Source organism: Thioclava sp. ISO4 (genome assembly GCF_058105145.1).
Genome location: NZ_CM176571.1, coordinates 2,772,382 through 2,796,166 on the forward strand (window position 1 = coordinate 2,772,382; position 23,785 = coordinate 2,796,166).

General features: G+C 65.6%; 21 protein-coding genes. 13 read left to right on the top strand and 8 right to left on the bottom strand.

The window, feature by feature from the left end:
* Positions 1-30: 30 nt before the first annotated feature.
* Positions 31-267, bottom strand: coding sequence for a hypothetical protein (locus AC2TZ7_RS13640; protein ID WP_489864640.1), 237 nt, complete (start codon positions 265-267; stop codon positions 31-33).
* A 114-nt stretch (positions 268-381) separates the two neighbouring features.
* Between AC2TZ7_RS13640 and AC2TZ7_RS13645 the strand changes: the two genes are divergently transcribed.
* Both AC2TZ7_RS13645 and AC2TZ7_RS13650 read left to right on the top strand, forming a co-directional pair.
* Positions 382-1,359: a Gfo/Idh/MocA family protein gene (locus tag AC2TZ7_RS13645; protein ID WP_489864641.1), complete on the top strand. Its 978-nt coding sequence runs from the start codon at positions 382-384 to the stop codon at positions 1,357-1,359.
* A 48-nt stretch (positions 1,360-1,407) separates the two neighbouring features.
* The gene (locus AC2TZ7_RS13650; RefSeq protein WP_489864642.1) at positions 1,408-2,316 is read left to right on the top strand and encodes a formate/nitrite transporter family protein; all 909 of its coding nucleotides are present in this window, start codon (positions 1,408-1,410) and stop codon (positions 2,314-2,316) included.
* A 21-nt stretch (positions 2,317-2,337) separates the two neighbouring features.
* Here AC2TZ7_RS13650 and AC2TZ7_RS13655 read toward each other — a convergent pair whose 3' ends face one another.
* Entirely contained in the window at positions 2,338-3,138 is an 801-nt protein-coding gene (locus tag AC2TZ7_RS13655; RefSeq protein WP_489864643.1) for an SseB family protein, read from the bottom strand.
* Complete coding sequence (locus tag AC2TZ7_RS13660; RefSeq protein WP_489864644.1) at positions 3,135-3,716, bottom strand: uracil-DNA glycosylase family protein; 582 nt, start codon at positions 3,714-3,716, stop codon at positions 3,135-3,137. Before AC2TZ7_RS13660 ends, AC2TZ7_RS13655 begins: the two co-directional genes overlap by 4 nt.
* A gap of 155 nt (positions 3,717-3,871) precedes the next feature.
* On the opposite strand from AC2TZ7_RS13660, the gene AC2TZ7_RS13665 reads away from it, so the two are divergent.
* From AC2TZ7_RS13665 to kdsA, 3 genes are read left to right on the top strand one after another with little or no spacing between them, the layout of a single operon-like run.
* Positions 3,872-4,525 carry an ABC transporter ATP-binding protein gene (locus tag AC2TZ7_RS13665; RefSeq protein ID WP_098411126.1) on the top strand — a complete coding sequence of 218 codons (654 nt, stop codon included), beginning with the start codon at positions 3,872-3,874 and terminating at the stop codon, positions 4,523-4,525.
* Complete coding sequence (locus tag AC2TZ7_RS13670) at positions 4,509-6,323, top strand: KpsE/RkpR family capsule polysaccharide export protein (RefSeq protein ID WP_489864645.1); 1,815 nt, start codon at positions 4,509-4,511, stop codon at positions 6,321-6,323. Before AC2TZ7_RS13665 ends, AC2TZ7_RS13670 begins: the two co-directional genes overlap by 17 nt.
* Positions 6,324-6,360: 37 nt before the next feature.
* Complete coding sequence (kdsA, locus tag AC2TZ7_RS13675; protein WP_078550102.1) at positions 6,361-7,194, top strand: 3-deoxy-8-phosphooctulonate synthase; 834 nt, start codon at positions 6,361-6,363, stop codon at positions 7,192-7,194.
* 62 nt (positions 7,195-7,256) lie between these two features.
* On the opposite strand, the gene AC2TZ7_RS13680 is transcribed toward kdsA, so the two are convergent.
* Both AC2TZ7_RS13680 and AC2TZ7_RS13685 read right to left on the bottom strand, forming a co-directional pair.
* Positions 7,257-8,102 carry a fumarylacetoacetate hydrolase family protein gene (locus tag AC2TZ7_RS13680; RefSeq protein WP_489864646.1) on the bottom strand — a complete coding sequence of 282 codons (846 nt, stop codon included), beginning with the start codon at positions 8,100-8,102 and terminating at the stop codon, positions 7,257-7,259.
* A gap of 60 nt (positions 8,103-8,162) precedes the next feature.
* A complete protein-coding gene (locus AC2TZ7_RS13685; RefSeq protein WP_489864647.1) occupies positions 8,163-8,492 on the bottom strand; it encodes a YidH family protein in 330 nt (109 codons plus the stop codon).
* A gap of 643 nt (positions 8,493-9,135) precedes the next feature.
* On the opposite strand from AC2TZ7_RS13685, the gene AC2TZ7_RS13690 reads away from it, so the two are divergent.
* The 7 genes from AC2TZ7_RS13690 (at position 9,136) to modC (ending at position 16,410) form a co-directional block, all read left to right on the top strand.
* Positions 9,136-10,710 (top strand): cbb3-type cytochrome c oxidase subunit I, encoded by a 1,575-nt coding sequence (locus AC2TZ7_RS13690; RefSeq protein WP_489864648.1) that lies wholly within the window; start codon positions 9,136-9,138, stop codon positions 10,708-10,710.
* A complete protein-coding gene (locus AC2TZ7_RS13695) occupies positions 10,707-11,360 on the top strand; it encodes a cbb3-type cytochrome c oxidase subunit II (protein ID WP_489864649.1) in 654 nt (217 codons plus the stop codon). The genes AC2TZ7_RS13690 and AC2TZ7_RS13695 overlap by 4 nt, the downstream gene beginning before the upstream one ends.
* A gap of 16 nt (positions 11,361-11,376) precedes the next feature.
* Positions 11,377-12,657: a c-type cytochrome gene (locus tag AC2TZ7_RS13700; RefSeq protein WP_489864650.1), complete on the top strand. Its 1,281-nt coding sequence runs from the start codon at positions 11,377-11,379 to the stop codon at positions 12,655-12,657.
* Positions 12,654-13,754, top strand: coding sequence for a c-type cytochrome (locus AC2TZ7_RS13705; protein WP_489864651.1), 1,101 nt, complete (start codon positions 12,654-12,656; stop codon positions 13,752-13,754). Before AC2TZ7_RS13700 ends, AC2TZ7_RS13705 begins: the two co-directional genes overlap by 4 nt.
* A 138-nt stretch (positions 13,755-13,892) precedes the next feature.
* Positions 13,893-14,642 (top strand): molybdate ABC transporter substrate-binding protein, encoded by a 750-nt coding sequence (modA, locus tag AC2TZ7_RS13710; protein ID WP_489864652.1) that lies wholly within the window; start codon positions 13,893-13,895, stop codon positions 14,640-14,642.
* On the top strand, positions 14,639-15,334 hold the full coding sequence (gene modB, locus AC2TZ7_RS13715) for a molybdate ABC transporter permease subunit (RefSeq protein WP_489864653.1): 696 nt from the start codon (positions 14,639-14,641) through the stop codon (positions 15,332-15,334). The genes modA and modB overlap by 4 nt, the downstream gene beginning before the upstream one ends.
* Positions 15,331-16,410: a molybdenum ABC transporter ATP-binding protein gene (gene modC, locus AC2TZ7_RS13720; RefSeq protein ID WP_489866819.1), complete on the top strand. Its 1,080-nt coding sequence runs from the start codon at positions 15,331-15,333 to the stop codon at positions 16,408-16,410. The genes modB and modC overlap by 4 nt, the downstream gene beginning before the upstream one ends.
* A gap of 6 nt (positions 16,411-16,416) precedes the next feature.
* On the opposite strand, the gene putA is transcribed toward modC, so the two are convergent.
* A complete protein-coding gene (gene putA, locus AC2TZ7_RS13725; protein ID WP_489864654.1) occupies positions 16,417-19,836 on the bottom strand; it encodes a bifunctional proline dehydrogenase/L-glutamate gamma-semialdehyde dehydrogenase PutA in 3,420 nt (1,139 codons plus the stop codon).
* A gap of 113 nt (positions 19,837-19,949) precedes the next feature.
* Here putA and AC2TZ7_RS13730 point away from each other — a divergent pair, with 113 nt between their 5' ends.
* Entirely contained in the window at positions 19,950-20,417 is a 468-nt protein-coding gene (locus tag AC2TZ7_RS13730) for an Lrp/AsnC family transcriptional regulator (protein ID WP_098411135.1), read from the top strand.
* A gap of 197 nt (positions 20,418-20,614) precedes the next feature.
* Here AC2TZ7_RS13730 and AC2TZ7_RS13735 read toward each other — a convergent pair whose 3' ends face one another.
* Positions 20,615-22,135: a bifunctional metallophosphatase/5'-nucleotidase gene (locus tag AC2TZ7_RS13735; RefSeq protein ID WP_489864655.1), complete on the bottom strand. Its 1,521-nt coding sequence runs from the start codon at positions 22,133-22,135 to the stop codon at positions 20,615-20,617.
* A 218-nt stretch (positions 22,136-22,353) separates the two neighbouring features.
* Complete coding sequence (locus AC2TZ7_RS13740; RefSeq protein ID WP_489864656.1) at positions 22,354-23,778, bottom strand: GTPase; 1,425 nt, start codon at positions 23,776-23,778, stop codon at positions 22,354-22,356.
* Positions 23,779-23,785: the final 7 nt, after the last annotated feature.

Here is a 23,785-nt window from a genome sequence, read left to right on the forward strand (position 1 = left end):
CGGGGGCGGCGATTTTCTTTGCGCCGCTCGCTATCGCCGCGCCCGCGTCATGTGCCGCACCTGGTACAGGAAAGCGGCGAAGGCTGCGCAGGCGAGCGCCAGCCAGACCGCGCCGGATTGCGCATTATAGACCACGCCCTCCTCCGGATCGAAGCAGCGCCCCATTTCATTGAAGCAGCCCCGCCAGCGGAAATATTGCGCGTAATAGGCATAGCCGAAGGCAAGCGTCAGCCCGAGGCTGAGAAGCATCGTCATCACGCGCATCATCGGCGGCCCTTCTGTTTCGACCCAGCCTAGCGATGCGCCCTCCTCCGTCAACGCGCCCCCGTTGCACCTCATCCTGATTGCGCTACCATCGCCTCGCCAAAAGGAGGGTAGTCTATGACCGTTTTGAACTGGGGCATTCTGGGAGCTGCGAAATTCGCGCGCGAGCATATGGGCCGGGCGATCCACGCGGCTGAGGGCGCGCGGCTGGCAGCGCTCGCGACGTCGAGCCCCGAAAAAGCCGATCCGTTCAAGGCCTTCGCGCCCGATCTTAAGGTCCATGACAGCTATGACGCGCTGCTCGCCGACCCCGAGATCGACGTGGTCTATATCCCGCTGCCCAACACGCTCCATGTCGAATGGACGAAGAAGGCGCTGGCGGCAGGCAAGCATGTGCTGACGGAAAAGCCGATCGCGATGAAGGCCGAGGAGATCGACGGGCTGATAGACGCGCGCGACGCCGCCGGTAAATTCGCGACCGAAGCCTATATGATCGTGCATCACCCGCAATGGCAGCAGGTGCGCGACTGGCTCGATGCGGGCGCGATCGGCGAGCTGCGTCACGCCGATGTGGCCTTCACCTTCAACAACCCCGACCCCACCAATATCCGCAACAAGCCGGAGATGGGCGGCGGCTCGATCCCCGATATCGGCGTCTATGCCTATTCCTGCGTGCGCTTCGCCGCGCGGGCCGAACCGGGCGATCTGCGCGCTGTCATCCATCGCGAGAATGATGTCGACACATTCGTACAGGTGACCGGCGAGATGATCTCGGACAAGGGCCGTTTCACCTATGGCGCGATGACCTCGACCCGGCTGCACCCGCGTCAGGAAGCGGTGTTCCAAGGCTCCGAAGGTGTGATCCGCCTCACCTGCCCGTTCAACGCGAATGTCTTCGATCAGGCCGAAGTCACCCTGATCCGCAAGGGCAAACCGGACGAGGTGATCCGCTATCCGGGCGTCAATCAATACGTCATCCAGGTGGAGGCCTTCGTGCGTCATGTCACCGAGGGCGCCCCCTATATGTGGACGCTTGAGGACGCCCGCGGCACGCAGGCGATGATCGACAAGGTGTTCGCCAGCGAACAGGGATGATGCGGTCGCGGCTCGGGAACAAAGAACGCCTGGCGGTGTTCTCGATTTATGAAATCACATGGTTCCCAGAGTAACGATCAAAACCAGTCCGACGACGAGGGCGCGAAAGCCTCGAATGCCGTGCGCGAAAGGCATGAAAAGCGCTCGGTGATGCAGGCCTCGCGCCTTTCGGCGCGGCTGATCTATGCCGTGATCCGCCATGACGGCGACGAAGAGCTGAACCGCCCGCTGATCTCGCTCGTGTGGTCGGGTCTCGCGGCGGGCATCCTCATCAGCCTCTCGGTCATCGCGCAGGCGAGCCTGCATGCCCGTCTGCCCGATGAGGATTGGCGGATACTGGTCGAGTCGCTTGGCTATTCGGCCGGGTTCATGGTGGTGATCTTCGGGCGGATGCAGCTGTTTACCGAGAACACGATCACGACCGTGCTGCCGGTGGTGGCGGACCGCTCGCTGACCTGCCTGCTGAAGATGCTGCGGCTCTGGGCGATCGTGCTGGCCTCCAACGTGCTGGGCTGCGCGATCGCCTCGGGCTTTCTGAGCATCCCGCATGTCATCCCCGACGAGATGACCGACAGTCTGCTTGCGGTGGCGCGTCACGCGACCGATGGGGATATGGGGCAGAACTTCTACCGCGCGATGCCTGCGGGGATCATCATCGCCGCCGTTGTGTGGATCATGCCCGCCGCGCAGGGCAGCTCTTTCCTCGTGATCCTCGCGATGACATGGCTGCTCGCCGCCTCGGGCTCGGCCCACGTCATCGCGGGCTCGGTCGAGGCGGGGCTGCTGGTCTGGGCGGGCCAGATAAGTCTTGCCGAAGCGTTCAGCCGGTTCTTCCTGCCGGTGCTGGCGGGCAATGTCGCGGGCGGCACGGCGGTCTTCACGCTGCTCACATGGGGTCAGGTGAAGAACGAGGTGACGGGCGAGCCCGACGAGGCCGCCCCGGCATCCGACCGATAAGCGAGCGCCGCCGGGCGCGCCTTAGCGCAGCTTCGGCGGCTTGCTCGGGTCCATGCCGGGGGCGGAACCGGGGACGATCTCCTGCACCTCTTCCTCTTCCGGCTCGGGCACATGCAGCACGAGGCCTTTGTCCAGCAGAATCTGCGCGGCCTTTTCCTCGGGCTCGAGGAAGGTCACGTCCAGCTCGCCCGCGTCCAGCCCGGAGAAGGTCAGCGCCTCGCCCATCGCCTTGGCGATCCCGGCGCGGAAATGCTCATGCGCGCCGATCACCGCGAGCACATGGCCCCGGTGGCCGTCCTCATAGGTCACGCCGCCCAGCACCGCGGCCTGCGCGATGCCTGCCAGCTGATGCAGCTTCGCCTCGAAGGCGGGCAGCAGCAGCGCGATCACCGCAGGCGACAGGTCGGGTGCGGTGAACTCCACCGGACGACCCTGCGCTTCCGACGGCGTATGCGCGAGCGTTTCGGTCAGCCAGTCGAGCGCCTCGGGCGGCAGAAGCATCGCCGAGTCCGCCACCGCGAGATTGACGCCCAGCCCGATATTCTCGCCCACCAGATGCTGCGCGATCACCCGGCCCGGCAGCGCCGCATAGGGCTGCGGGCCGTCGGCGAATTCGCCCAGACGATCCTCGGTATCGAAGACGAGGACGAAATCGCCCTCTTCGGTGGAGAACACCTGCGGCTTGATGTTTTCGTCCTCGGGCTCTTCCTCCAGCAGAAGGAAAAGCTCGGCATCGGCGAGACGGTCGAACACGGCGAGGCGCTTGGCCTCATTGTCGGGCTCAGATTCCATCGCGGCATGGGCGCGGTCATAGGGGGTCATTTCAGCTCCTTCACCCGGGCGCGCAGGACCGGCAGCAGGTCGGCCTCGAACCACGGGTTTTTCTTCAGCCATCCCGTATTGCGCCAGGACGGATGAGGCAAGGGGAAGAGGCGCGGCGCGTGGTCTCGCCACCCCATCACGGTCTGCGTCACGTTGCGGCTGCCCAGATGCCAGCGCTGCGCGGCGCCGCCCACCAGAAGCGTCAGATCGACCGGGCCGATCTCGGCCATGACGCGCTCGCGCCATGTCTCGGCGCAGATCAAAGGCGGCGGCAGGTCCGAGCCCTTCGCGTCATAGCCCGGAAAGCAGAACGCCATCGGCGCGATCGCGATGCGGGCCGTGTCGTAGAAGGTCTCGCGGTCCACACCCATCCAGTCGCGCAGACGGTCCCCCGAGCGGTCATTGAACGGCACGCCCGTCTCATGCACCCGCAGCCCCGGCGCCTGCCCCACGACCAGAATGCGCGCCCCCGCGCCGAACCAAGCGACAGGACGTGGAGAATGCCCCGTGGCCGTCGCCCGGAACCGCGCCGCGCAGATGCGACAGGCCCGGATTTCCTCTTGCACGGGGCGGGTCATAGTTTCCTCTCTGGTGTCAATGTGTTCCTCGTTGCATAACCCTCCTCCAAGTGAACATAATCCTGCCCAAATCCAAGGTTAGGTGGGTTCTCAGCCTGCGCCCCCCGTGGTTTAGTGGCGAGGCGCGTATAATTGGAGCCCCGGACCGAGAGCTTATGATCGTATTCGAGAACGTCTCCAAATCCTTCTGGACCGGTAAGCAGCGCAAGGTGATCCTCGAAGGCGCCAGCTTCCGTGTGGAATTGGGCCATAGCCTCGGCATTCTCGCGCCCAACGGCACCGGCAAGACCACGATCATCAACATGATGGCGGGGCTGGAAAAACCCGACGAGGGCGAGATTCGCCGCTCCAGCCGCGTATCCTTCCCGCTGGGCTTCATGGGCGGCGTCGTCTCGAAACACTCGGCGCGCGAAAACGCCCGGTTCATCGCGCGGCTCTACGGGCTCGACCCCGATTACGTCGAGGCCTTCTCGCGCTGGCTGACCGGCATCGCGGAATATTTCGACCAGCCCGTGGGCACTTACAGCTCGGGGATGCGCGCGCGGTTCACGTTTTCCCTGCTTCTGGCGCTGGAATTCGACATTTACCTGATCGACGAGGGGATGCCCTCGACCACCGATGTGGAGTTCAACCGCAAGGCAGGTTCGATCCTGCGCGACCGGCTGCGCGATTCCACCGTGGTCGTAGTCTCGCACCAGCCCGCCACGATCGAGAAATTCTGCAATCGCGCGGCGGTGCTGCGCGACGGGCAACTTTATCAGTTCGACACTCTGGAAGAAGCGAAGCGGTTGTATGACTACCAGTCCTAAGGCCCCGAAATTCCGTATCCGCCGCGATGGTCCGGTGATCACGGGGAGCGATGGCTCGCTGCAACTGGGCGCCATGCCGCTGCAATCGGGCGCGGGCTACCCTGCCTCCGAGCCTGCAACGCCGCGCGCTTCGAACGCCTCCGCCGCCTCCGCTGCGCAAAGCGCGCCCTCCGCGGAGGCGCCGCAGCCGCAACGACAGCGCAAGCCGCACCCGCAGCGCCAGCCGGACGATCCGTCCAACCTGTTCGAGCCGCAGGATGACGGGTTCGGCGATCAGAAATTCCCGACCGCAGGCCAGTCCGGCGCAGATGTGATCGACGCGGGCCAGCGCACCCCCGAGGAAGAAATCGACGCGATCCGCGCCGAAGGGCTGACCGGTCGCCAGTTGCGGCTCGCGCGTCGCATGGCCCAGAAGCACGGCGTTCAGGCCAGTTCCGATTTCGAGGCCGTGCTGCTTCTGCGCCGCCGCGGGATCGACCCGTTCGACCGCTCGAATATCGTGGCGCTGGTGAAACCCGGCGAGGCGGAAGCGACCTCGCGGGCGCTGGCGCGCACCGACGGGCCGGGCGCCGATACCCGCGTGAACCTGCCGCAGACGATCAAGCAGGGTCAGGTCCCCTCCACCGAGGTGATGAACGCGGACCGCCGCGCCGCCGAGATTCTGCGCATCCAGCGCGACATCGCCAAACGCCGCCGCCGCAAGCTGATGCTGCTGGGCGCGCGGCTGGGCTTCTTCGTGGTGCTGCCGACGCTGATGGCCGCCTATTACTACTTCGCGATGGCCACGCCGATGTATGCGACGAAATCGGCCTTCGTGATCCAGAAAGCCGAAGGGATGGGCAATTCCGGGCTGGGATCGCTGTTCTCGGGCACGCAGCTCGCCACCAATCAGGACTCGGTCACGGTGCAGTCCTATCTGCAATCGCGCGACGCGATGCAGCGGCTCGACCGCGATCAGGGGTTCAAGCAGACCTTCGAGGATCAGAGCATCGACCCGCTGCAGCGACTGCCGGAAAACGCGACCGACGAGCAGGCCTACCGGCTCTATTCCAAGATGGTGCAGATCGGCTACGACCCCTCCGAGGGCATCGTGAAGATGGAAGTGATCGCGCCCGATCCGGTCAAATCGCAGAAATTCTCCGAGTCGCTGATCTCCTATGCAGAGGCGCAGGTGGACCAGCTCACCTCGCGGCTGCGCGACGACCAGATGAAGGGCGCGCGCGAAAGCTATGAGGATGCAGAGGCCAAGGTCTTCGCGGCGCAATCCAAGGTGCAGCAGCTGCAGGAAAAGGTCGGCGTGCTCGATCCCGTCAGCGAGAATTCGATGGTGATGGGTCAGGTCGCCAATCTCGAAAACCAGTTGCAGCAGAAGCGTCTCGAACTGGGGCAGCTGCTCGACAATCCGCGGCCCAATCAGGCGCGGGTCGCGGGCGTGCAGGGCGATATCAAGCGCATTCAGGCGCTTCTCGACACCACGCGCGGCCAACTGACGACCGCGCGGCAGGCCACGGGGGGCGAGTCGCTTGCCGCCGTCACCGGCCAGCTGCAGATCGCTCAGGGCGAGTTGCAGACCCGGCAGATGCTGCTGTCGGCGGCCGCCCAGCAGATGGAAACCGCCCGGATCGAGGCCAACAAGCAGGTGCGCTATCTGGAGATGGGCGTGCGCCCCGTCGCCCCGGACGAGCCCACCTATCCGCGCGCTTTCGAGAACACGCTGTTGGCTTTCCTGATCTTCTCGGGCATCTATCTGATGCTGTCGCTCACAGCTTCGGTCCTGCGCGAGCAGGTCTCGAGCTGACCCCTGAGCGGCCCGTCACGAGGCTGCGGAGAAAGAAATGAAAGACGTGAAAATCGGCGGGCTGACCGTCTCGAACGACCGCCCGCTGACGGTGATCGCGGGACCCTGCCAGCTGGAAAGCCGCGACCATGCGATGATGATCGCGAAGGAAATGGCCCGCGCCTGCGATCAGGCCGGCGCACAGTTCATCTTCAAGGCCAGCTACGACAAGGCCAACCGCACCAGCCTCAAGGGCAAGCGCGGCCTCGGCATCGACGCGGGTCTGAAGATCCTCGAAGAGGTGCGCGCCGAGATCGGCTGCCCGGTGCTGACCGACATCCACGACGCCGAGCAGGCCCGCATCGCGGGCGCGGTGGTCGACGTGATCCAGATCCCGGCCTTCCTGTGCCGTCAGACAGATCTGCTGCTCGCCGCGGGCGAGACCGGCTGCGTCGTGAACATCAAGAAGGGCCAGTTCCTCGCGCCGTGGGACATGCCGAACGTGGCCGACAAGGTCGCCTCGACGGGCAACGAGAATATCCTGCTGACCGAGCGCGGCACGTCGTTTGGCTACAACACGCTGGTCGCCGATATGCGCGGCCTGCCCGAGATGGCGAAGACCGGCTATCCGGTGATCATGGACGCCACCCACTCGGTGCAACAGCCCGGCGGTCAGGGCGGCTCCTCGGGCGGTCAGCGCGAATTCGCGCCGGTGATGGCGCGCGCCGCCGTCAGCCTCGGGATTGCGGGCGTGTTCATCGAGACCCATGAAGCGCCCGACACCGCGCCCTCGGACGGGCCGAACATGATCCCGCTGAACCAGATGCCGAAGCTGGTGCAGACGCTGATGGAGTTCGACCGGATCGCCAAGGACGACCCGATCCGGCTGTAAGCGCCCATGAAAAAGGGCGCGCGAGAGACCCGCGCGCCCTGCCCTGTTTTCTGACAGCGCCCTCAGGCGTCAGCCACGACCTCGGCGCGCTGCTTGCCCAGACCTTCGATCTCCAGCTCCACCACGTCGCCCGGACGCAGGAAGCGCGGGGTCTCCATCCCCATCGCGACGCCCGGAGGGGTGCCGGTCGAGATCACGTCGCCCGGATGTAGCGTCATGAACTGCGACAGATAGCTGACCAGCGTCTTCACACCGAAAACCATCGTCTCGGTCGAGCCGTTCTGCATCACCTCGCCATTCACGCTCAGCTTCATCGCCAGCTTCTGCGGATCGGCCACCGCGTCGCGCGTCACCAGATACGGGCCGAGCGGGCCGAAGCTGTCGCAGCTCTTGCCCTTGGTCCACTGGCCCGCGCGATCCTTTTGATAGCTGCGCTCGGAGACGTCATTGGCGAGCACGAACCCCGCGACGAACTCCATCGCATCCTCTTCCGAGACATATTTCGCGGGCTTGCCGATCACGATGCCCAGCTCGACCTCCCAGTCGGTCTGCTCGGAGCCGCGCGGCAGCACGATCGGATCGTTCGGCCCTTGGATCGCGGAGGTGGCCTTCATGAAGATCAGCGGCTCGGGCGGCACCTGCGCCCCGGATTCCGCGGCGTGATCGGCATAGTTCAACCCGATGCAGATCATCTTGCCGATCCCGGCCACCGGCGCGCCCAGACGCGTGCCTTCCGGCACGACTGGCAGCTCCGACGCATCAAGCGAGCCGATCGCGGCCAGACCGTCATCCGAGAGCACCGCGCCCCCGATATCGGCCACCTGCCCCGACAGGTCGCGGATCACGCCCTGATCGTCCATCAGCCCCGGCTTCTCAGCCCCGATCAGCCCATGACGCAGAAGTTTCATGTGATGTCCTCCTTCATTTTGGCGGCATCAAGCCCGTGCCGCGGCGAAGATGCAAGGGCGTCAGCGGACATGCAGGATGAAAATCCCGAGCAGAACCATGAGCGCGATCACCAGCGCGAAGAGCAGCAGATCGGGCCAGTTGGTGCCTTTTTCGTCCGGCGGTTCCTCGGAGTCGATCAGGGCGCGCAGCATCCGCATCCGCACGAAGGCGAGGATCACCACCACCCCGCCGCTCAGCACCATCGCGAGATCGGACCAGCCGGGAATATCCGCCCGGGTCAGCTTTGCGGCGGTCAGCCCGACGCCGACGATCGCGATGGCCGTGCGCAGCCAGGCCAGAAAGGTCCGTTCATTCGCGGCGTGATCCTTGAAATTCTTCTGCGCGGCCACTGTCGTCCCTGCCTTTCAATTGCATCGTTCGCGGCGCGTCGCAGGCATCCCCGAGAAGCTACCCGCCTCGCCGTTCCCGCACCAGAATCGCGCTGAGGCCCCGCCCGGTTCCCCGCTCGGGTCTTCGGCTCCGAAATCGGCGCACCGACCGGCCCTCTTGGAACTTTGCCCCACGCTTCAACCCGTCTCACGGCAAACGTGAGGTGCGGATCACGCGATCGTTGCCGCGATCAGCCCGCCGGGAGCGCCTCGCGAGCATCTCACGATGCCATTTTCGCTAGAAAAACAAGCCGTGCCCGGCGCGCGCGCTTTCCGCACAGGAAGGCGCGATGCGGGGTCCGTTCAACCAAATTCATCATCGCGTGAGGTGAGGTGGTCGCGCCCCCGTGACTGCACCATCCTTAGCGTTCGCGAACATAAGGCCCCGCGCCACATGGTCGTGATCGTCCCTGAGCGGGGGTCGGAGCGCCCGACATCTGCACATATCTGAATGTTTGGGAACCGGTCACTCCGCCGTGCATTGTTCGTGAAAGAGATGTGAAAGCAAACCGACCAACCGGGCTAAAGGGAGAATGGAACAGTGACGAGCATCCACGCGTCGCACCGGCTCGGCCCGGGTCAAGTCTGACACCGGAGCCAGCCTATGCAAATCACCGAAACGCTCGGCCTGCTGCTCGCGCTCAGCTTCGTCATCTCGCTTCTGGCGTTGACGATCCTGATCTGGGCGATCGCGAACAAGCAGGTCCATACGCCAGACGCCGATGACGCGCGGACCATTTTCGAGCCCGGCGAGGGCGCGGATATCGACTATCCCGACAAGCCCCACCATTTCGACACCGCCCGCAGCGGCATCGACGCGAACTCGTCCAGCGTCGTGATGTGGCTCATCGCGGCGGCGGTGTTCTGGCTGATCTACGGCTCGCTGCACGGGCTGGCCGCCTCGCTCGAACTCCACCTGCCCGACCTGATGTCGGGGACCGCGCAGATGACCTTCGGGCGGATGCGCACCGTTCACCTCAACTCGGTCGCCTATGGCTGGGCGAGCCAGGGCGGTCTTGCGGCCGTGTGCTGGATCATCCCGCGCATCTTCCGCACCAACCTGCGCATGACGGGCCTTCTGAAGCTCGGGATCGTGCTGTGGAATATCGGCGTCGCGGCGGGCGTTCTGGCCATCGCGAACGGCTGGACCGACGGTCTCGAATGGCTCGAGATCCCGTGGCAGATCGACATCATCCTCGCCGCAGGTGCGGCGTGCTTCGTGGCCCCGCTGATCGCGACCGCGAAAAACCGCAACGTTCATCACATCTATGTCTCGGGCTGGTATTTCCTCGCGGGCGTGCTGTGGTTCCCGGTGCTCTTCATCGTCGCCAACATCCCCGGCGTCCATCACGGCGTCGAGCAGGCCACGATGAACTGGTGGTATGCGCATAACGTGCTGGGCCTGTGGCTGACGCCGCTGGGCGTGGGCACGGCCTATTACTTCATCCCGAAAATCATCGGCAAACCGGTCTATTCCTACGCGCTGTCGCTGGTGGGCTTCTGGGCGCTGGCGCTGTTCTACAGCCAAGTCGGCATCCACCACCTGATCGGCGGCCCCGTCCCCACCTGGCTGGTGACGCTTTCGGTCGTGCATTCGGTGATGATGTTCGTCCCCGTCATCGCGGTGGCGATCAACCAGCACGTCACGGTGGCGAGCAACCTCTGGGCGCTCAAGGACTCGATGCCGCTGCGCTTCATCTCCTTCGGGGCGGTGATGTATACGCTGGCCTCGTTCCAGGGCTCGATCGAGGCGCTGCGCTCGGTCAACACGATCACCCACTTCACCCATTACACGGTGGCGCACGCGCATCTGGGCGCCTATGCCTTCGTGTCGCTGGTGCTGATGGGCGCGATCTATCAGATCGTGCCGCGCGCAACGGGCAAATACTGGCCCTTCCCGCGCATGATCGCATGGCATTTCTGGCTGAACGTGATCGGCTTTGCCGTCTACTTCTTCTCGCTGACCATCGGCGGCATCCTGCAGGGCCTCGCCCAGCTCGATGCAACCAAGCCCTTCGCCGACAGCGTGATCCTGCTCAAGCCCTATCTCGAAGGCCGCTCGCTCGGCGGTGGGCTGATGACGCTGGGCCACGTGCTGCTGGCGATCAACCTCATCGCGATCGGCTTCGCCAAGAAGACCCGTGAGACCGAAACCGAAAACATGGTGGCTGCAGAATGAACCGCTATCTTCCTCTCGCAATCACGGCGCTGGCGATCCTTGCGCTCGCGACCCTGTTCCTGGTGATCGCGCCGGGCATGCAGATCAGCGCGCAAGGCCCGTCGCAGGGGCTCAAACCCTACACCGAGGCCGAGGCGCGCGGACGTGCCGTCTATGTCTCGATGGGCTGCCTCTACTGCCACTCGCAGCAGTCGCGCTCGCTGGCGCAGGCCCCCGATGCGGAACGTGGCTGGGGCCGCGCCTCGGTCGCGGGCGATTATGCCTATGACGACCCCCACCAGCTGGGCACGATGCGCACCGGGCCGGACCTGATGGATATCGGCGACCGGATGCCCTCGCAGGCCTGGCAGCTGACCCACCTCTACCAGCCCCGCGCCATCGCGAGCTGGTCGATCATGCCCGCCTATCCCTACCTCTTCGAGCATAAGGACAAGGCCGGGCCCGACGATGTGGTGGTCAAGCTGCCCGCGCAATACGCGCCGAAATCCGGTGTGATCGTGGCCAAGCAGGATGCGCTCGACCTCGTGACCTATCTGCAGGGCATGAAGCGCCAATACGCCCCGCCGAAGGACGGCCTGCGCGACAACGGCTACGCACTGATCGCCGAGAAACAACGCGACGCGACCGATGCCACCACGGCCTCGAACTGAGACCAGGGAGACAAGAATGACCGATAAGAAACCCGATCCCCGGCGTCCCGACGAAACCTTCGAGCCGTTCGAGGAAACCCGCCGCATCCCGTGGCCCGTCTATTCGATCGCGATCGCCCTCGCGATCTGGGGGGTGATCATGCTGGTCCAGACCAGCACCGCCGTTCAGGTTGCCGACAAGACGCAAGAAGAGGTGGCCAAGGAGGATGGCACCAAGCTCGTTCAGGCCGCCGCACCCGATCTGGACGCGGGCAAGACGCTGTTTGCCGACAATTGCGCCACCTGCCACGGCGATGCGGGCGAAGGCGTGGCCGGCGCCTTCCCTCCGCTGCACGGCTCGGATGTCGTGAAGCTGGGCGGCGCGAAAGCCGTCACCCATATCGTGATGCGCGGCATCGGCGGCAAGCTCAACGTCAATGGCGACGGCTATGAGGGCCAGATGCCCGCCTTCGGCTCGGTACTCAGCGACACCGAAATCTCCGAAATCGCGTCTTATGTCGCGACCGGGCTCAATGACGACGCCAAGACGATCAGCGCCCCCGAGGTCGCCGATATCCGCAAGGTCGCAGGCGACAAGGACCCGTTCGATGGCGGGGCCGGGCTTGCCGGGCTGATCAACGACCTGCCCGCGCAGCCGAACTCCGAAGCGGCCGATCAGAGCGCCGATTCCGAGCGTGTCGCCCAGCTCGTGGGCCAGGGCACCGACACCGTCTGGGCCTGCGCAAGCTGTCACGGCGACAAGGGCGAAGGCATCGAGACCGTGCCGCGTCTGGCGGGCCTTCCGGCACCCTATCTGGCCAAGCAGCTGCATGACTTCCAGAGAGGCACCCGGTTCAACGACTCGATGGCCTATGTCGCCAAGGGGCTCAGCGATCGCGAGATCGGCGAGCTGGCCAATTACTACGCGAGCATGAGCAGCCCCTCGGGCGCGAAACCTTCGCTGCAGGGCGATCTCAAGCGCGGCGCGCAGCTCGCCAAACAGGGCGACTGGTCGATCGGCGTTCCGGCCTGCTTCACCTGTCACGGGCCCTCGGGCGTCGGCGTCGCGCCGAACTTCCCCGGGATCGCCGCGCAACAGCCCAGCTACGTCGCGCATCAGCTCGCGATGTGGGCGGGCGGTTCGCGCCATAACTCGCCGCTCGGCCTGATGGCGGGGATCGGCAAGGCCCTGAACGACGCGGATCGCCGTGCCGTGGCCGACTACCTCGCCTCGCTCGCGCCGATGCCGGCGATGGACAAAACCGAACTGGCCGCGATGGAGAGCAACATCCCGGTCCGTGAAGGAGTGGATCAATGAGTAACAAGCACCCGTCCGATATCCCTCCGCGCGGAGAGACCAAATCCTCCCGCGGGCAAACCGTGCTGCGGGCGATCCTCGCAGTGGGCGGCGGCCTCGTGCTGGTCGTGCTGGGCTCGCTCCTCGTCGATTTCGGCCTTGCCCCCAGCTGGCTGACCGGCGCCACCCGCGATCAGAGCGAAGCCGAGACCGCCGCGGTGCAAGGCGGCAGCGACGGCAAGCAGGCCGCGCTGTTCCAGCCGCCTGCGGAAAGCACCATCCCCGATGACGATTTCGGCAAATCGGTGCGCCGCGGCATGGCTATCTTCAACGATACCGGCACCAACGCGCATGACTTCGTGGGCAACGACCTGTCCTGTTCGAACTGCCACCTCGATGCGGGCCGTCAGGCCTATTCCGCGCCGATGTGGGCCGCCTACCCGGTCTATCCGAAATATCGCGGCAAGAACAAAATGGTGAATACCATGGAGGACCGCATCAAGGGTTGCTTCACCTATTCGATGAACGCGCAAGGCTCGCCCTCGGGCGGCCCGCCGCCCTATGGCTCGGATGTCTATCGCGACCTGCAGGCCTATTTCTTCTGGATGTCCAAGGGCCTGCCCACGGGCGAGAAACCGGAAGGCGCAGGCTTCGGCAAGATCGACAAACCCGCGCAAGACCCCTCGCGCCAGCGCGGTGAAGAGGTCTTCGCCGAGAACTGCGCGGTCTGCCACGGCGCCGACGGTCAGGGCCAGAAGGACATCAACGGCAAGGTCGTCTTCCCGCCGCTCTGGGGACCGCACAGCTTCAACTGGGGGGCGGGCATGCACAAGGTCGACGCCGCCGCCGCCTTCATCAAGCACAACATGCCGCTGTCGGAGCCGAACAAGCTCAGCGTGCAGGAAGCCTGGGACGTGGCCGCCTTCGTCGACAGCCATCCGCGCCCGAACGACCCGCGCCAGATCGGCGACGTGACGGTGAAGGACGCTTTCGACAAATGGCACCACAAGCATCAGGGCTACTACGGCAAGGAAGTCGATGGTGAGCTGATGGGTCCCGGCTACCCGTCCGGCGATCAGGCCTCCGTGCCCGCGCAAAACGAAAACTCGGGCGGCTAAGCCTTTCCCTTAGACGACCCGAACGGGCCGGCGCAGCGATGCGTCGGCCCTTTTTTGCACCCCTTTGAACCCTCCGCGCGCTTGCCTTTGGCGGTCTGCGCTGCAATATGTCTGATGGAACATATCGAAGGAGGCCCCATGTCCCTGCCCCGCATCCTCGCCCTCGCGCTGATCCCGGCGAGCCTCGCGCTGCCCGCCCACGCCGAGGACGTCACGATCTTTGCCGCTGCCTCGATGAAGACCGCGCTCGATCAAGTGGCGAAAGCATGGGAGAAGAAGACCGGCGATGTGGCGCATATCTCCTACGCGGGTTCGGGCGCGCTGGCCCGTCAGATCGCCGCCGGAGCGCCTGCCGATATCTACATCTCCGCCAATCCGGGCTGGATGGAGACGGTCGCGAAGACGGGCCGCATCGAGACGCAAGAGGACCTGCTGGCCAACCATCTCGTGCTGATCGCCCATGACCCGAAGGCCACGCCGGTGACGATCTCGCCGGATCTGGACCTCAATGCGCTCCTGCAGGGCGGCAAGCTCGCGATGTCGCTGGTGAACGCTGTGCCCGCCGGGCAATACGGCAAGGCGGCGCTCGAGCATTACGGGCTCTGGACCAAGGTGGCGCCCGAAGTCGCGCAGGCCGATAACGTGCGCGCGACGCTGGCGATGGTGGCGCTTGGCGCCGCCCCCTACGGCATCACCTACGCGACCGACGCCGTGGCCGAGCCGCGCGTGCATGTCGTGGCGACCTTTCCCGCGGACAGCCACCCGCCGATCCGCTACGCCGCCGCCCGCCTCACCGATAAAGACGCGGCCAAAAGCTTCTATGCCGAGCTGAAATCCGACGCGGCTGCGAAAATCTTCCACGACCAAGGCTTCGAGACGCTGAAATGAGCTGGCTGTCGCCCTCCGACTGGCAAGCGGTTGTTCTGTCGCTGAAAGTGGCGGGCTGGGCGACGGCTCTCTCGCTGCCGCCGGGGCTGTTCGTGGCCTATGCGCTGGCGCGCTGGCGCTTTCCCGGGCGCAGCCTCGTCAACGGGCTGGTGCATCTGCCGCTGATCCTGCCGCCCGTCGTCACCGGCTACCTGCTGCTGATCGGCTTCGCGCCGAACGGGGTGCTCGGGGCGGCCCTGGCGAAAATCGGGATCACGGTCGCCTTTTCGTGGCGCGGGGCGGCGCTGGCCGCCGGGATCATGGCCTTTCCGCTGATGGTGCGCGCGATCCGGCTCGCGATCGAGGCGGTCGACCCGAAGCTGGAACAGGCGGCTTCCACCCTCGGGGCCTCGCGCCTCGCCAGTTTCGCAACGATCACCCTGCCCCTGATCCTGCCCGGCATCCTCGCCGGTAGCATCACCGCCTTCGCCAAGGCGATGGGCGAATTCGGCGCGACGATCACCTTCGTGTCGAACATTCCCGGCCAGACCCAGACCCTGCCGCTCGCGATTTATTCGCAATTGCAGGTGCCGGGCGGAGAGGCGGATGCCGCGCGGCTGGTGGTGATCTCGGTCACGCTGGCGCTTGGTGCGCTGTTGATCTCGGAATGGCTGGCGCGGCGGATCGCGGCGCGGATCGCGGGGCATAACTGATGCTGGAAATCTCGCTCAGCCATCGCTTGCCAGCGCTCGATCTCGACGTCGATTTCACCGCGCCCGAGGGCGTCACCGCGCTGTTCGGCCCCTCCGGCGCAGGCAAGACGACGGTGGTGAACGCGGTCGCAGGGCTGCTACGTCCCGACCGGGGGCGGATCGTGGTGAATGGCGAGGTGCTGCTGGATACGGACGCCGGGATCTGCCTGCCGCCCCACAAACGCCGCATCGGCTATGTGTTTCAAGACGCCCGGCTTTTCCCGCATCTGAGCGTCAAATCGAACCTGCTTTACGGCCAGCGCTTCAACGCAACCAAGACCGCGCCGGAGTTCGACCGCATCATCGACATGCTCGGCCTCGGCGCGCTGCTCGACCGTCGTCCCGCCGCGCTCTCGGGCGGCGAGAAAAGCCGCGTCGCCTTGGGACGCGCGATCCTGTCAAACCCGCGCATGCTGCTGATGGACGAGCCGCTGGCCGCGCTGGACGCCGCGCGGAAGTCCGAAATTCTGTCGTATATCGAGAGGTTACGGGACGAAGTTAAACTACCGATTCTCTATGTCAGCCACGCCCCCGCCGAGGTCGCGCGGCTTGCGACCTCGATCGCGCTGATCGAGACCGGACGCCTGCGCGGCTTCGGCCCGGCGCGCGAAATCCTGTCCGATCCGACACTCGCCCCGGCGCTCGGGCAGCGCGAAGCAGGCGCGGTGATCTCGGGCCGGGTTCAGGCGCAGGAGGCCGATGGGCTGGCCCGGATCGAGACTGCCGGCGGGCCGGTGCTGCTGCCCTATCCGGCGGGTCAGCCCGGCCAGTCGCTGCGGCTGCGTATTCATGCGGGCGACGTGACACTGGCGGTGGGCCGCCCCGAGGGGCTGTCCGCGCTCAACATCCTGCCCGTCACCGTCGCGGAGCTGCGTCCCGCAGGTCCCCCCAGCGTCTATGTGCGCCTGAAGATGGGCGAAGACCACCTGCTGGCCCGGCTCACCACCCGCTCGGTCGAGGCACTTCGCCTGACCGAGGGGATGGCGTGCCACGCGATCATCAAGGCGATGTCGGTGGCCTCCGAGGATGTGGGCTAGCGGGGTCTACCCCGCCAGCAGCGCCGCGTTGCCGCCCGCCGCCGTGGTGTCGACGCACAGATGCCGCTCGTGGAGGACATCGGCCGTCTGCACCGCACCGGTGGTCAGCGTCAGGATCGGGCCTTCACGCTTCGCCAGTGCTTTCACGAGGGCCCGCGTATCGTGGCCCCACCAGATGGCGCCCGCGATATTCTCTAGCGTTTCAAGCACTTCCGGGGCGATCTTGCCATCGGCCCCGACGGCCACGCCGCCCAGCTTCTCGACCGCCTTGATCTGCGCGACCTGCGCAGCCTCACCCGGCCCGAGGCACAGGATCGGCCCGCGCGGATAGCGGCGCAGCGTGTTCGCCTCGCCTGTCGGTCCCGGCAGTTCGAGCGCTTCGAGCGGCTCGCTCGCCTCGGCCTTCGCCGCCGCTTTCGCCAGCTTCTTGCGCAGCGCATCGAGATCGGCCTTGTGGCCCCATTCGCCATTCTTCGAAGACGCCTCGGGCGCCATCGCGAAGCGCGTCAGATACAGCGGCCCGCCCGCTTTCGGACCCGTGCCCGACAGCCCCTCGCCGCCGAAGGGCTGCGAGCCCACGACCGCGCCGATCTGGTTGCGGTTGACGTAGAGGTTGCCGACATGCAGCGCGTCCGAGACCTCCTGCACGCGGTTGTCGATCCGGCTGTGCAAGCCCGCCGTCAGCCCGTAGCCGGTGGCGTTGATCGCGGCGAACACCTTCTCGATATCCTCGGCGCGATAGGTCGCAATATGCAGAACCGGACCGAAGACCTCACGCTCCAGCGCCTCGATGCCGGAGACTTTCACCAGCGTCGGCGCGATGAAATGCCCCTTCGACGGCGCGTCGAGCTTGTGCAGCACGCGGCCCTCTTTCTCGGCAGTCGCGATATAGGCGGCGATATCGGCCTGCGCCTCGTCGTCGATCACCGGGCCCACATCGGTCGACAGATACCACGGATCACCCAGCGACAGCTCGTCCATCGCGCCCTTGATCATCGAGATCAGCCCGTCAGCCACGTCTTCCTGCACATAGAGGCAGCGCAGCGCCGAGCAGCGTTGACCCGCCGACTGGAAGGCCGAGGCGATGATGTCGCGCGTGGCCTGTTCGGGCAGAGCGGTGGAGTCCACGATCATCGCGTTCAGACCGCCGGTTTCCGCGATCAGCGGTGCGGTCGGGTCGAGATTGTCGGCCATCGCGCGGCGGATCATCTTCGCCGTCTCGGTCGAGCCGGTGAAGGCGATGCCCGCGATCTTCGGGTTGGACGACAGGGCCGCGCCCACCGTCTCACCCTGACCGGGCAGCAGTTGCAGCACGTCGCGCGGCACGCCCGCCTCATGCATCAGGCGCACGGCGATCGCGGCGACGAGCGGGGTCTGCTCGGCCGGTTTCGCGATCACGCCATTGCCCGCAGCCAGCGCGGCCGAGATCTGCCCGGTGAAGATCGCCAGCGGGAAGTTCCACGGGCTGATCGCCGCGAAGATGCCGCGCGCGGTCGGGTCGCTCTCTTCGGCCTGCGCCGAATAGTAATGCAGGAAATCGACCGCCTCGCGCAATTCGCCCACGGCGTCGAGCTGGCTCTTGCCCGCCTCTTTCGCGAGCACCGCGAAGAAGGGCCCGAAGTTCTCCTCGTAAAGCTCGGCCACGCGACGCAGTACGGCGGCGCGCTCGGAGACCGGGGCCTGCCAGGGGCGCGCGGCGTCGATGGCGGCCGCGACGCAGGCCTCGTCGGCCTCGGTGACGCGGGCCACTTCTTCACCGGTCGAGGGGTTGATGACGGCCACGGCGTCGCCCGTCGCTTCGCCTGCCACCAGCGGGCCCGCATCCGGGATCGCGACATTGCGGGCGGCGTCGATACGCGCCAGCGTGCCCTCGTCGGTCAGATCGAAGCCCATGGAATTCTCGCGGGACTCGGCGAACACCTCCGAGGGAAGCTTGAGCATCACCGAGCGTTCGGCGCTCTCGAGCTGCACGAACGAGTCTTCCGCGATGGTTTCGGGGGCCACGTCCTCATCGACGATCTGGTGCACGAAGGAAGAGTTCGCGCCGTTCTCCAGCAGGCGGCGCACCAGATAGGCCAGCAGGTCGCGATGCGCGCCGACGGGAGCGTAAATGCGGCAGCGGGTGCCTTCCTCGCGGTGGACGATCTCGTGCAGACGCTCGCCCATGCCATGCAGGCGCTGGAACTCGTAGGGACGGCCCTCGGCCATCTCGAGGATCGCGGCGACCGAATGGGCGTTATGGGTCGCGAATTGCGGATAGATGCGGTCGGTATAGCTGAACAGCTTGCGCGCATTGGCAAGGTAGCTGACATCGGTCGCCGCCTTCGTGGTGAACAGCGGGAAATCCGGCAGGCCTTCGACCTGCGCCAGCTTCATCTCGGTGTCCCAATAGGCGCCCTTCACCAGACGCACCATGATCTTGCGGTCGAGTTTTTCGGCCAAAGCGCCCAGCCAGTCGATCACGAGGCTCGCACGCTTGCCATAAGCCTGCACGACGACGCCGAACCCGTCCCAGCCGGCCAGCTCGGGGTCCGACAGAACCTCCTTGATGATCTTGAGCGAGATCACCAGACGGTCTTGTTCCTCGGCGTCGATATTGAGGCCCATATTCCCGGCCTTGGCGGCCTTCGCCAGATCCTTGAGCACCGGCACGATCTCGGCCATGGCGCGCTCCTCCTTGGCGACCTCGTAGCGCGGATGCAGCGCCGAGAGCTTCACCGAGATGCCGGGGTTTTCGGCCACGGGGCGGTCCTTGCAGACCTTCGCGATGGCGGCGATCGCGTCGGCGTAATCCTTCGCGTAGCGCTTGGCGTCGCGCGCGGTGCGCGCGGCCTCGCCCAGCATGTCGTAGCTGTAGGTATAACCGCGATCTTCGAGCTTCTTGGCACGGCTCAGCGCGTCCTTGATCGTCTCGCCGAGGACGAACTGGCGGCCCATCTCCTTCATCGCGCGGCTGACTGCGGCACGGATCACCGGCTCGCCCAGACGGCGCACGGCCCCGCGCAGCACGCCCGCCATGCCGGGCTTTTCGTCTTCGAGCACGCGGCCCGTCAGCATCAGCGCCCAGGTCGAGGCGTTGACCATCGAGGACGACGCGGTGCCCATATGCTTGCCCCAGTCGGACGGTGCGATCTTGTCTTCGATCAGCGCGTCGATCGTCTCGGCATCGGGCACGCGCAGCATCGCCTCGGCGAGGCACATCAGCGCCACGCCTTCCTGCGTGGACAGGCCGTATTCCGCGAGGAAATGCTCCATCAGCGTCGGCTTGGCTTCGGTCCGGATGCGACGCACGAGCTTCGCCGCGCGGGCAGAGATCTGCGTGCGATCACTCTCGCTCAGTTCGGCTTGGCCTTTCAGGCGCTCGAGAACTGCGGCTTCATCGGCGAATTTCGCCTGCGTCGTGAACTGATCGAACGTGTCGCCCATGCGATCCTCCCTAAATCTGATTGGCTGATGCTATTCGATTTCCTCTAGGCGATTGGCTCAAAGATTTGCTAAGCGATGGTCTCTACGACTTATTTTAGGAGACTACGCAGCCCATGAGTGAAGAGATCGATGCGATCGACAGGCGAATCCTCAACGAGCTTATCGCCGATGCACGCCTCCCCGTGGCTGAGATAGCGCGCAGGGTCGGCTTGTCGAAGACGCCGGTGGCCGCGCGCATCCGTCAGATGGAGGAAACCGGCCTCATCAAGGGCTACCGGGCGATGATCTCGCCGATCAAGCTGGGCCTGACCCACGTCACCTATATCGAGCTGAAATTGAGCGATACGCGCGAGACCGCGCTGAAGGCGTTCAACGCCGCGGTGCGCGCGATCCCCGAGGTCGAAGAGTGCTACATGATCGCGGGCGGCTTCGATTATCTGGTGAAGATCCGCGCCCGCGACATGGCCGATTACCGGCGGATCATGTCGGAGGATCTGTCCACCCTGCCCCATGTCCATTCCTCGTCGAGCTATGTCGCGATGGAGACCGTGGTTGAGGCGAGCGCGCCGCCGCTGGAGTGAGGGCAACGCAGGGCCGCGCCCGATCGCCGGGCGGGCGTCCCTCGCCATGTGGTCTGCACTTTATTGCGGCCAAATCCGGATGACCTCGATCCGCGCGCTTAGCCCCCAAGCGCCCGCCCGAGGCTCGGGCGCGTCCCTCAGCGCAATGAAAAAGGCGGCAGGTTGCCCCGCCGCCTCTCGATCCGATCAGGCCGAACTCACTCGCCCTGTTTCTTGATCCGACCGTCGAGCTTGGGCGCAACCGTGCCCTTGCCCTTGATATAGGTCATCACGTCATTGGCCATCAGATTGCCGTTGCCCGCATTCACGATGATCTTGCCACCGCCAAGCGCGGTATAACCGTCGCCGCCGCCCAGCATGTAATCGTTGGTCGCGACCTTGTAGACCTTGTCCTTGTCGAGCGGCTGACCGCCCACCTCGACCGAGACCACGCGCGAGCCCGCAGGCGCGCTCGGATCATAGACCACGCTCATGCCCGAGACTTGCGGGAAGCGGCCCGCCCCCTTCTCGACCTGGCTGAAGCCGTTCTCCAGCGCGCTCAGGATCTGCGAGCCGGGGATCTCGGTGACCACCGTCTTGTTGCCGAAGGGCAGCTCGGTCAGCACGTCCTTGCGGGTGATCTTGTGGCCCGCGTCATAGGTCGTATCGCCCCGGATGCCGCCGCCATTGATCAGCGTGACATCGGCCTTCGTCGCATCGCGCAGCGCATCGGCGATCAGATCGCCCATCGTGCTCTCCTGCGAGCGGACCACGTTGCGCCGCGAGTCCATTTCGGTCTCCGACGTACCGATCTGCTGACCCAGATTGTCGTCGAGCTGCTTTTTGAACCCGTTGACCAGCTTCATCGATTCCGGGTCCGGCGTGACGTTCGCGGTGTCGATCCAGCGGAAATTCGGGGTCCAGCTGATCTTGCGCTTGCCGTCCTTCTCGGAGATGTCGACGGTCAGATCGAGCGGCTGCAGGTAGCGCGCGTCGATCGAGGTCTCCACGTAAGCCGTAATCCCGTCATAGAACATCGCATTGAGGTGGTCGTCGCCCGACATGATCACGTCGAAATCCTGGCTCGCGATCAGCTTGCGGTCGTTCGACTGGTCGGTCTGCACGACGCCGATCACCAGATCCGCGCCGTCCTCGCGGGCTTTCTTGGCAGCTGCGATTGCCGTGTCGACGGTGGGCTGGAATTTCAGATCGCCCGAATTGGCGACCTCGGGCGTGGTGTCCTGGGCCACCGGCACCAGCGCGACCTTGAGCCCAGCGATCTCCTTCATCATCACGCCGCCAAGGCCCTGAATGGGCGAGCCGTCGGCCTGGGTGATGTTGATCGCGGCCCAGGGGTATTTCGAGCCTTCCATCTTCTTCTCGAAATTCGCCGGCCCGAAATCGAACTCATGGTTGCCCGGCACCGCGATGTCGAAGGGCACGATATTGGTCAGGTCGATCGTGTTCTGACCTTCGTCGATCCCCGACAGAAGCGAGGGCGAGAGCATGTCGCCATCGAAGACATAGAGCGTGTTGGGATTGTCCGCGCGCTCCTTCTTGGCGACCGCGTTGAGCCGCGCGAAACCGCCACGCTCACCATCGCCGTCGAAATTGTAAATATCGCCGACCCCGAGGATCGTGAGCTTCACCGTCTCGGCCTGAATAGGCCCGGCGGCCAGAAGCCCGGTCGAGGCGGCGCCCAGCATGAGGGCAGCCAGACGGCGCTTGAAATCGGACATTTCGGTCTCCCTGCGGAATAAACTTTTCATAAACCCGAGCGGCCGCAGTCACCGGCGCGCAGGGGCGTGAGAGAAAGATTAGCCGCACTCCGCCACGGCGCAAACCGATAGTCGGATGACCTTGCGTTCTCGTGAAAGGCGGTGCCAGTTTTCGCGTCACTTCGCGGGCGGCGGAAGATCGCGGTGGCGACCTGCCGCCGCCGTCAGACCAAGCCCCGTCAGACCAAGATGCCCGCCATGCGGGCAAACAACGCATGCGCCTCTGCCTCGTCGATCAGGTCGACCGTGAATTGCGCGAAGGTCAGGCCGGTCTCGGGCGCGCTTGCGAACATGATGCGCACATCGTCGCCCGCCTCCGTGATCGAGTCTAGCTGGCCGCCGAACACGGTGGTGTAATTTCTGGCGAACCCGGCCATCAAATTCTCCAGCGCCTTGGCGCAGGCCACGATCTCGTCCGAGGACCCTTTGACGGGCCGCAAGATCCGATCACTGGGGCCGATCCGCCCGGCAAGCTGCAACCCTTCGGGCAGCTCGATACCGAGCCTGAGCCGCGTCGTGGCCAGAAGGAGCGCGCTCTCCTGCTTGGTCTCGATCTCGGCTTCGGTTTCGGGCATTTCGGACCCGGTGACATTCAGCCCCGGCTCACGACCGGGTTCACGCTCCGCGTCACGGCCCGGCTTGGACGAACGCGTGACCCGTCGCGGCGACACTTCGGGCGTGCGGTCGACGGGATGCGGGTCCGGCCGGAACTCGGGCTCGGCCCCGGGGGGCGCGACGGGCGCGCCGGAATTTGCAGGTTGCGCCGCGCGCTTGCGGACGCTGCGCGCGCGGAACGGCAGTACCGCGCCCCCATGTTCGGAGAGCAGCGGCGAGGGCGCGTCATGGGTGCCGATCGCCAGATCCGCCTCGGTCTCGGGATCGAGCGTATCGAGCCCCACCACCGCGCGCCCCGTCATCGCCCCGAGCGCCGCGATCAGCGCCGCACCACCGCTGCGCTGGAAGGCCTCATCGGATGTCTCTGCCTCACGCAGAAGATCGCGCGCCCCGTGCAGGAAGGCGACCCGCGAGAAATAGGCCGCCGACTCGCGCTGAACCCGCGCTTTCAGCTTCGCCCGGTCGGTATCGTTGCGCAGCTTGTCGCCGCGCGAGATCGCGAGCAGACAGTCCGACGGGCGCGCCGGCCCCAGCCGCTCGATCATCGTCTTTTCGGTCAGCCGCCATGCCTGCGAGGCGATGGTCACCCAGATCATCACGTCGCAGGTCGCAATCAGGCCGATCTGCTCTTCGTTCACGTCTTCGGGGCGGCTCAGCGGCACTTCGACGAATTCGAACCCCTGCAGATGCGGCTGCGCGGAATAGACGTAAATCTCGGAGGGCACGGCCCAGCCTTCTTCGACCTCCGCCGCGTCGATCTCGCGCCCCGTCGCGTCGCGCATCACCACGCCCGGCGTCGCGCGGTAGCGTGCGACGACCGTCGGACGCTCGGTCCGGCCCAGATTGTCGCCGATGCTGCGCGCGCGCAAAATCGCGTTGAGCACGGTCGACTTGCCGGAATTGACCTCGCCGCAGATCGCCACCCGCAGGGGCGCGCGATGCGGATCGGGCGGCGCGTCCTCGCGGCTGATCTCTTGCTTGAACATCATTGGCCCC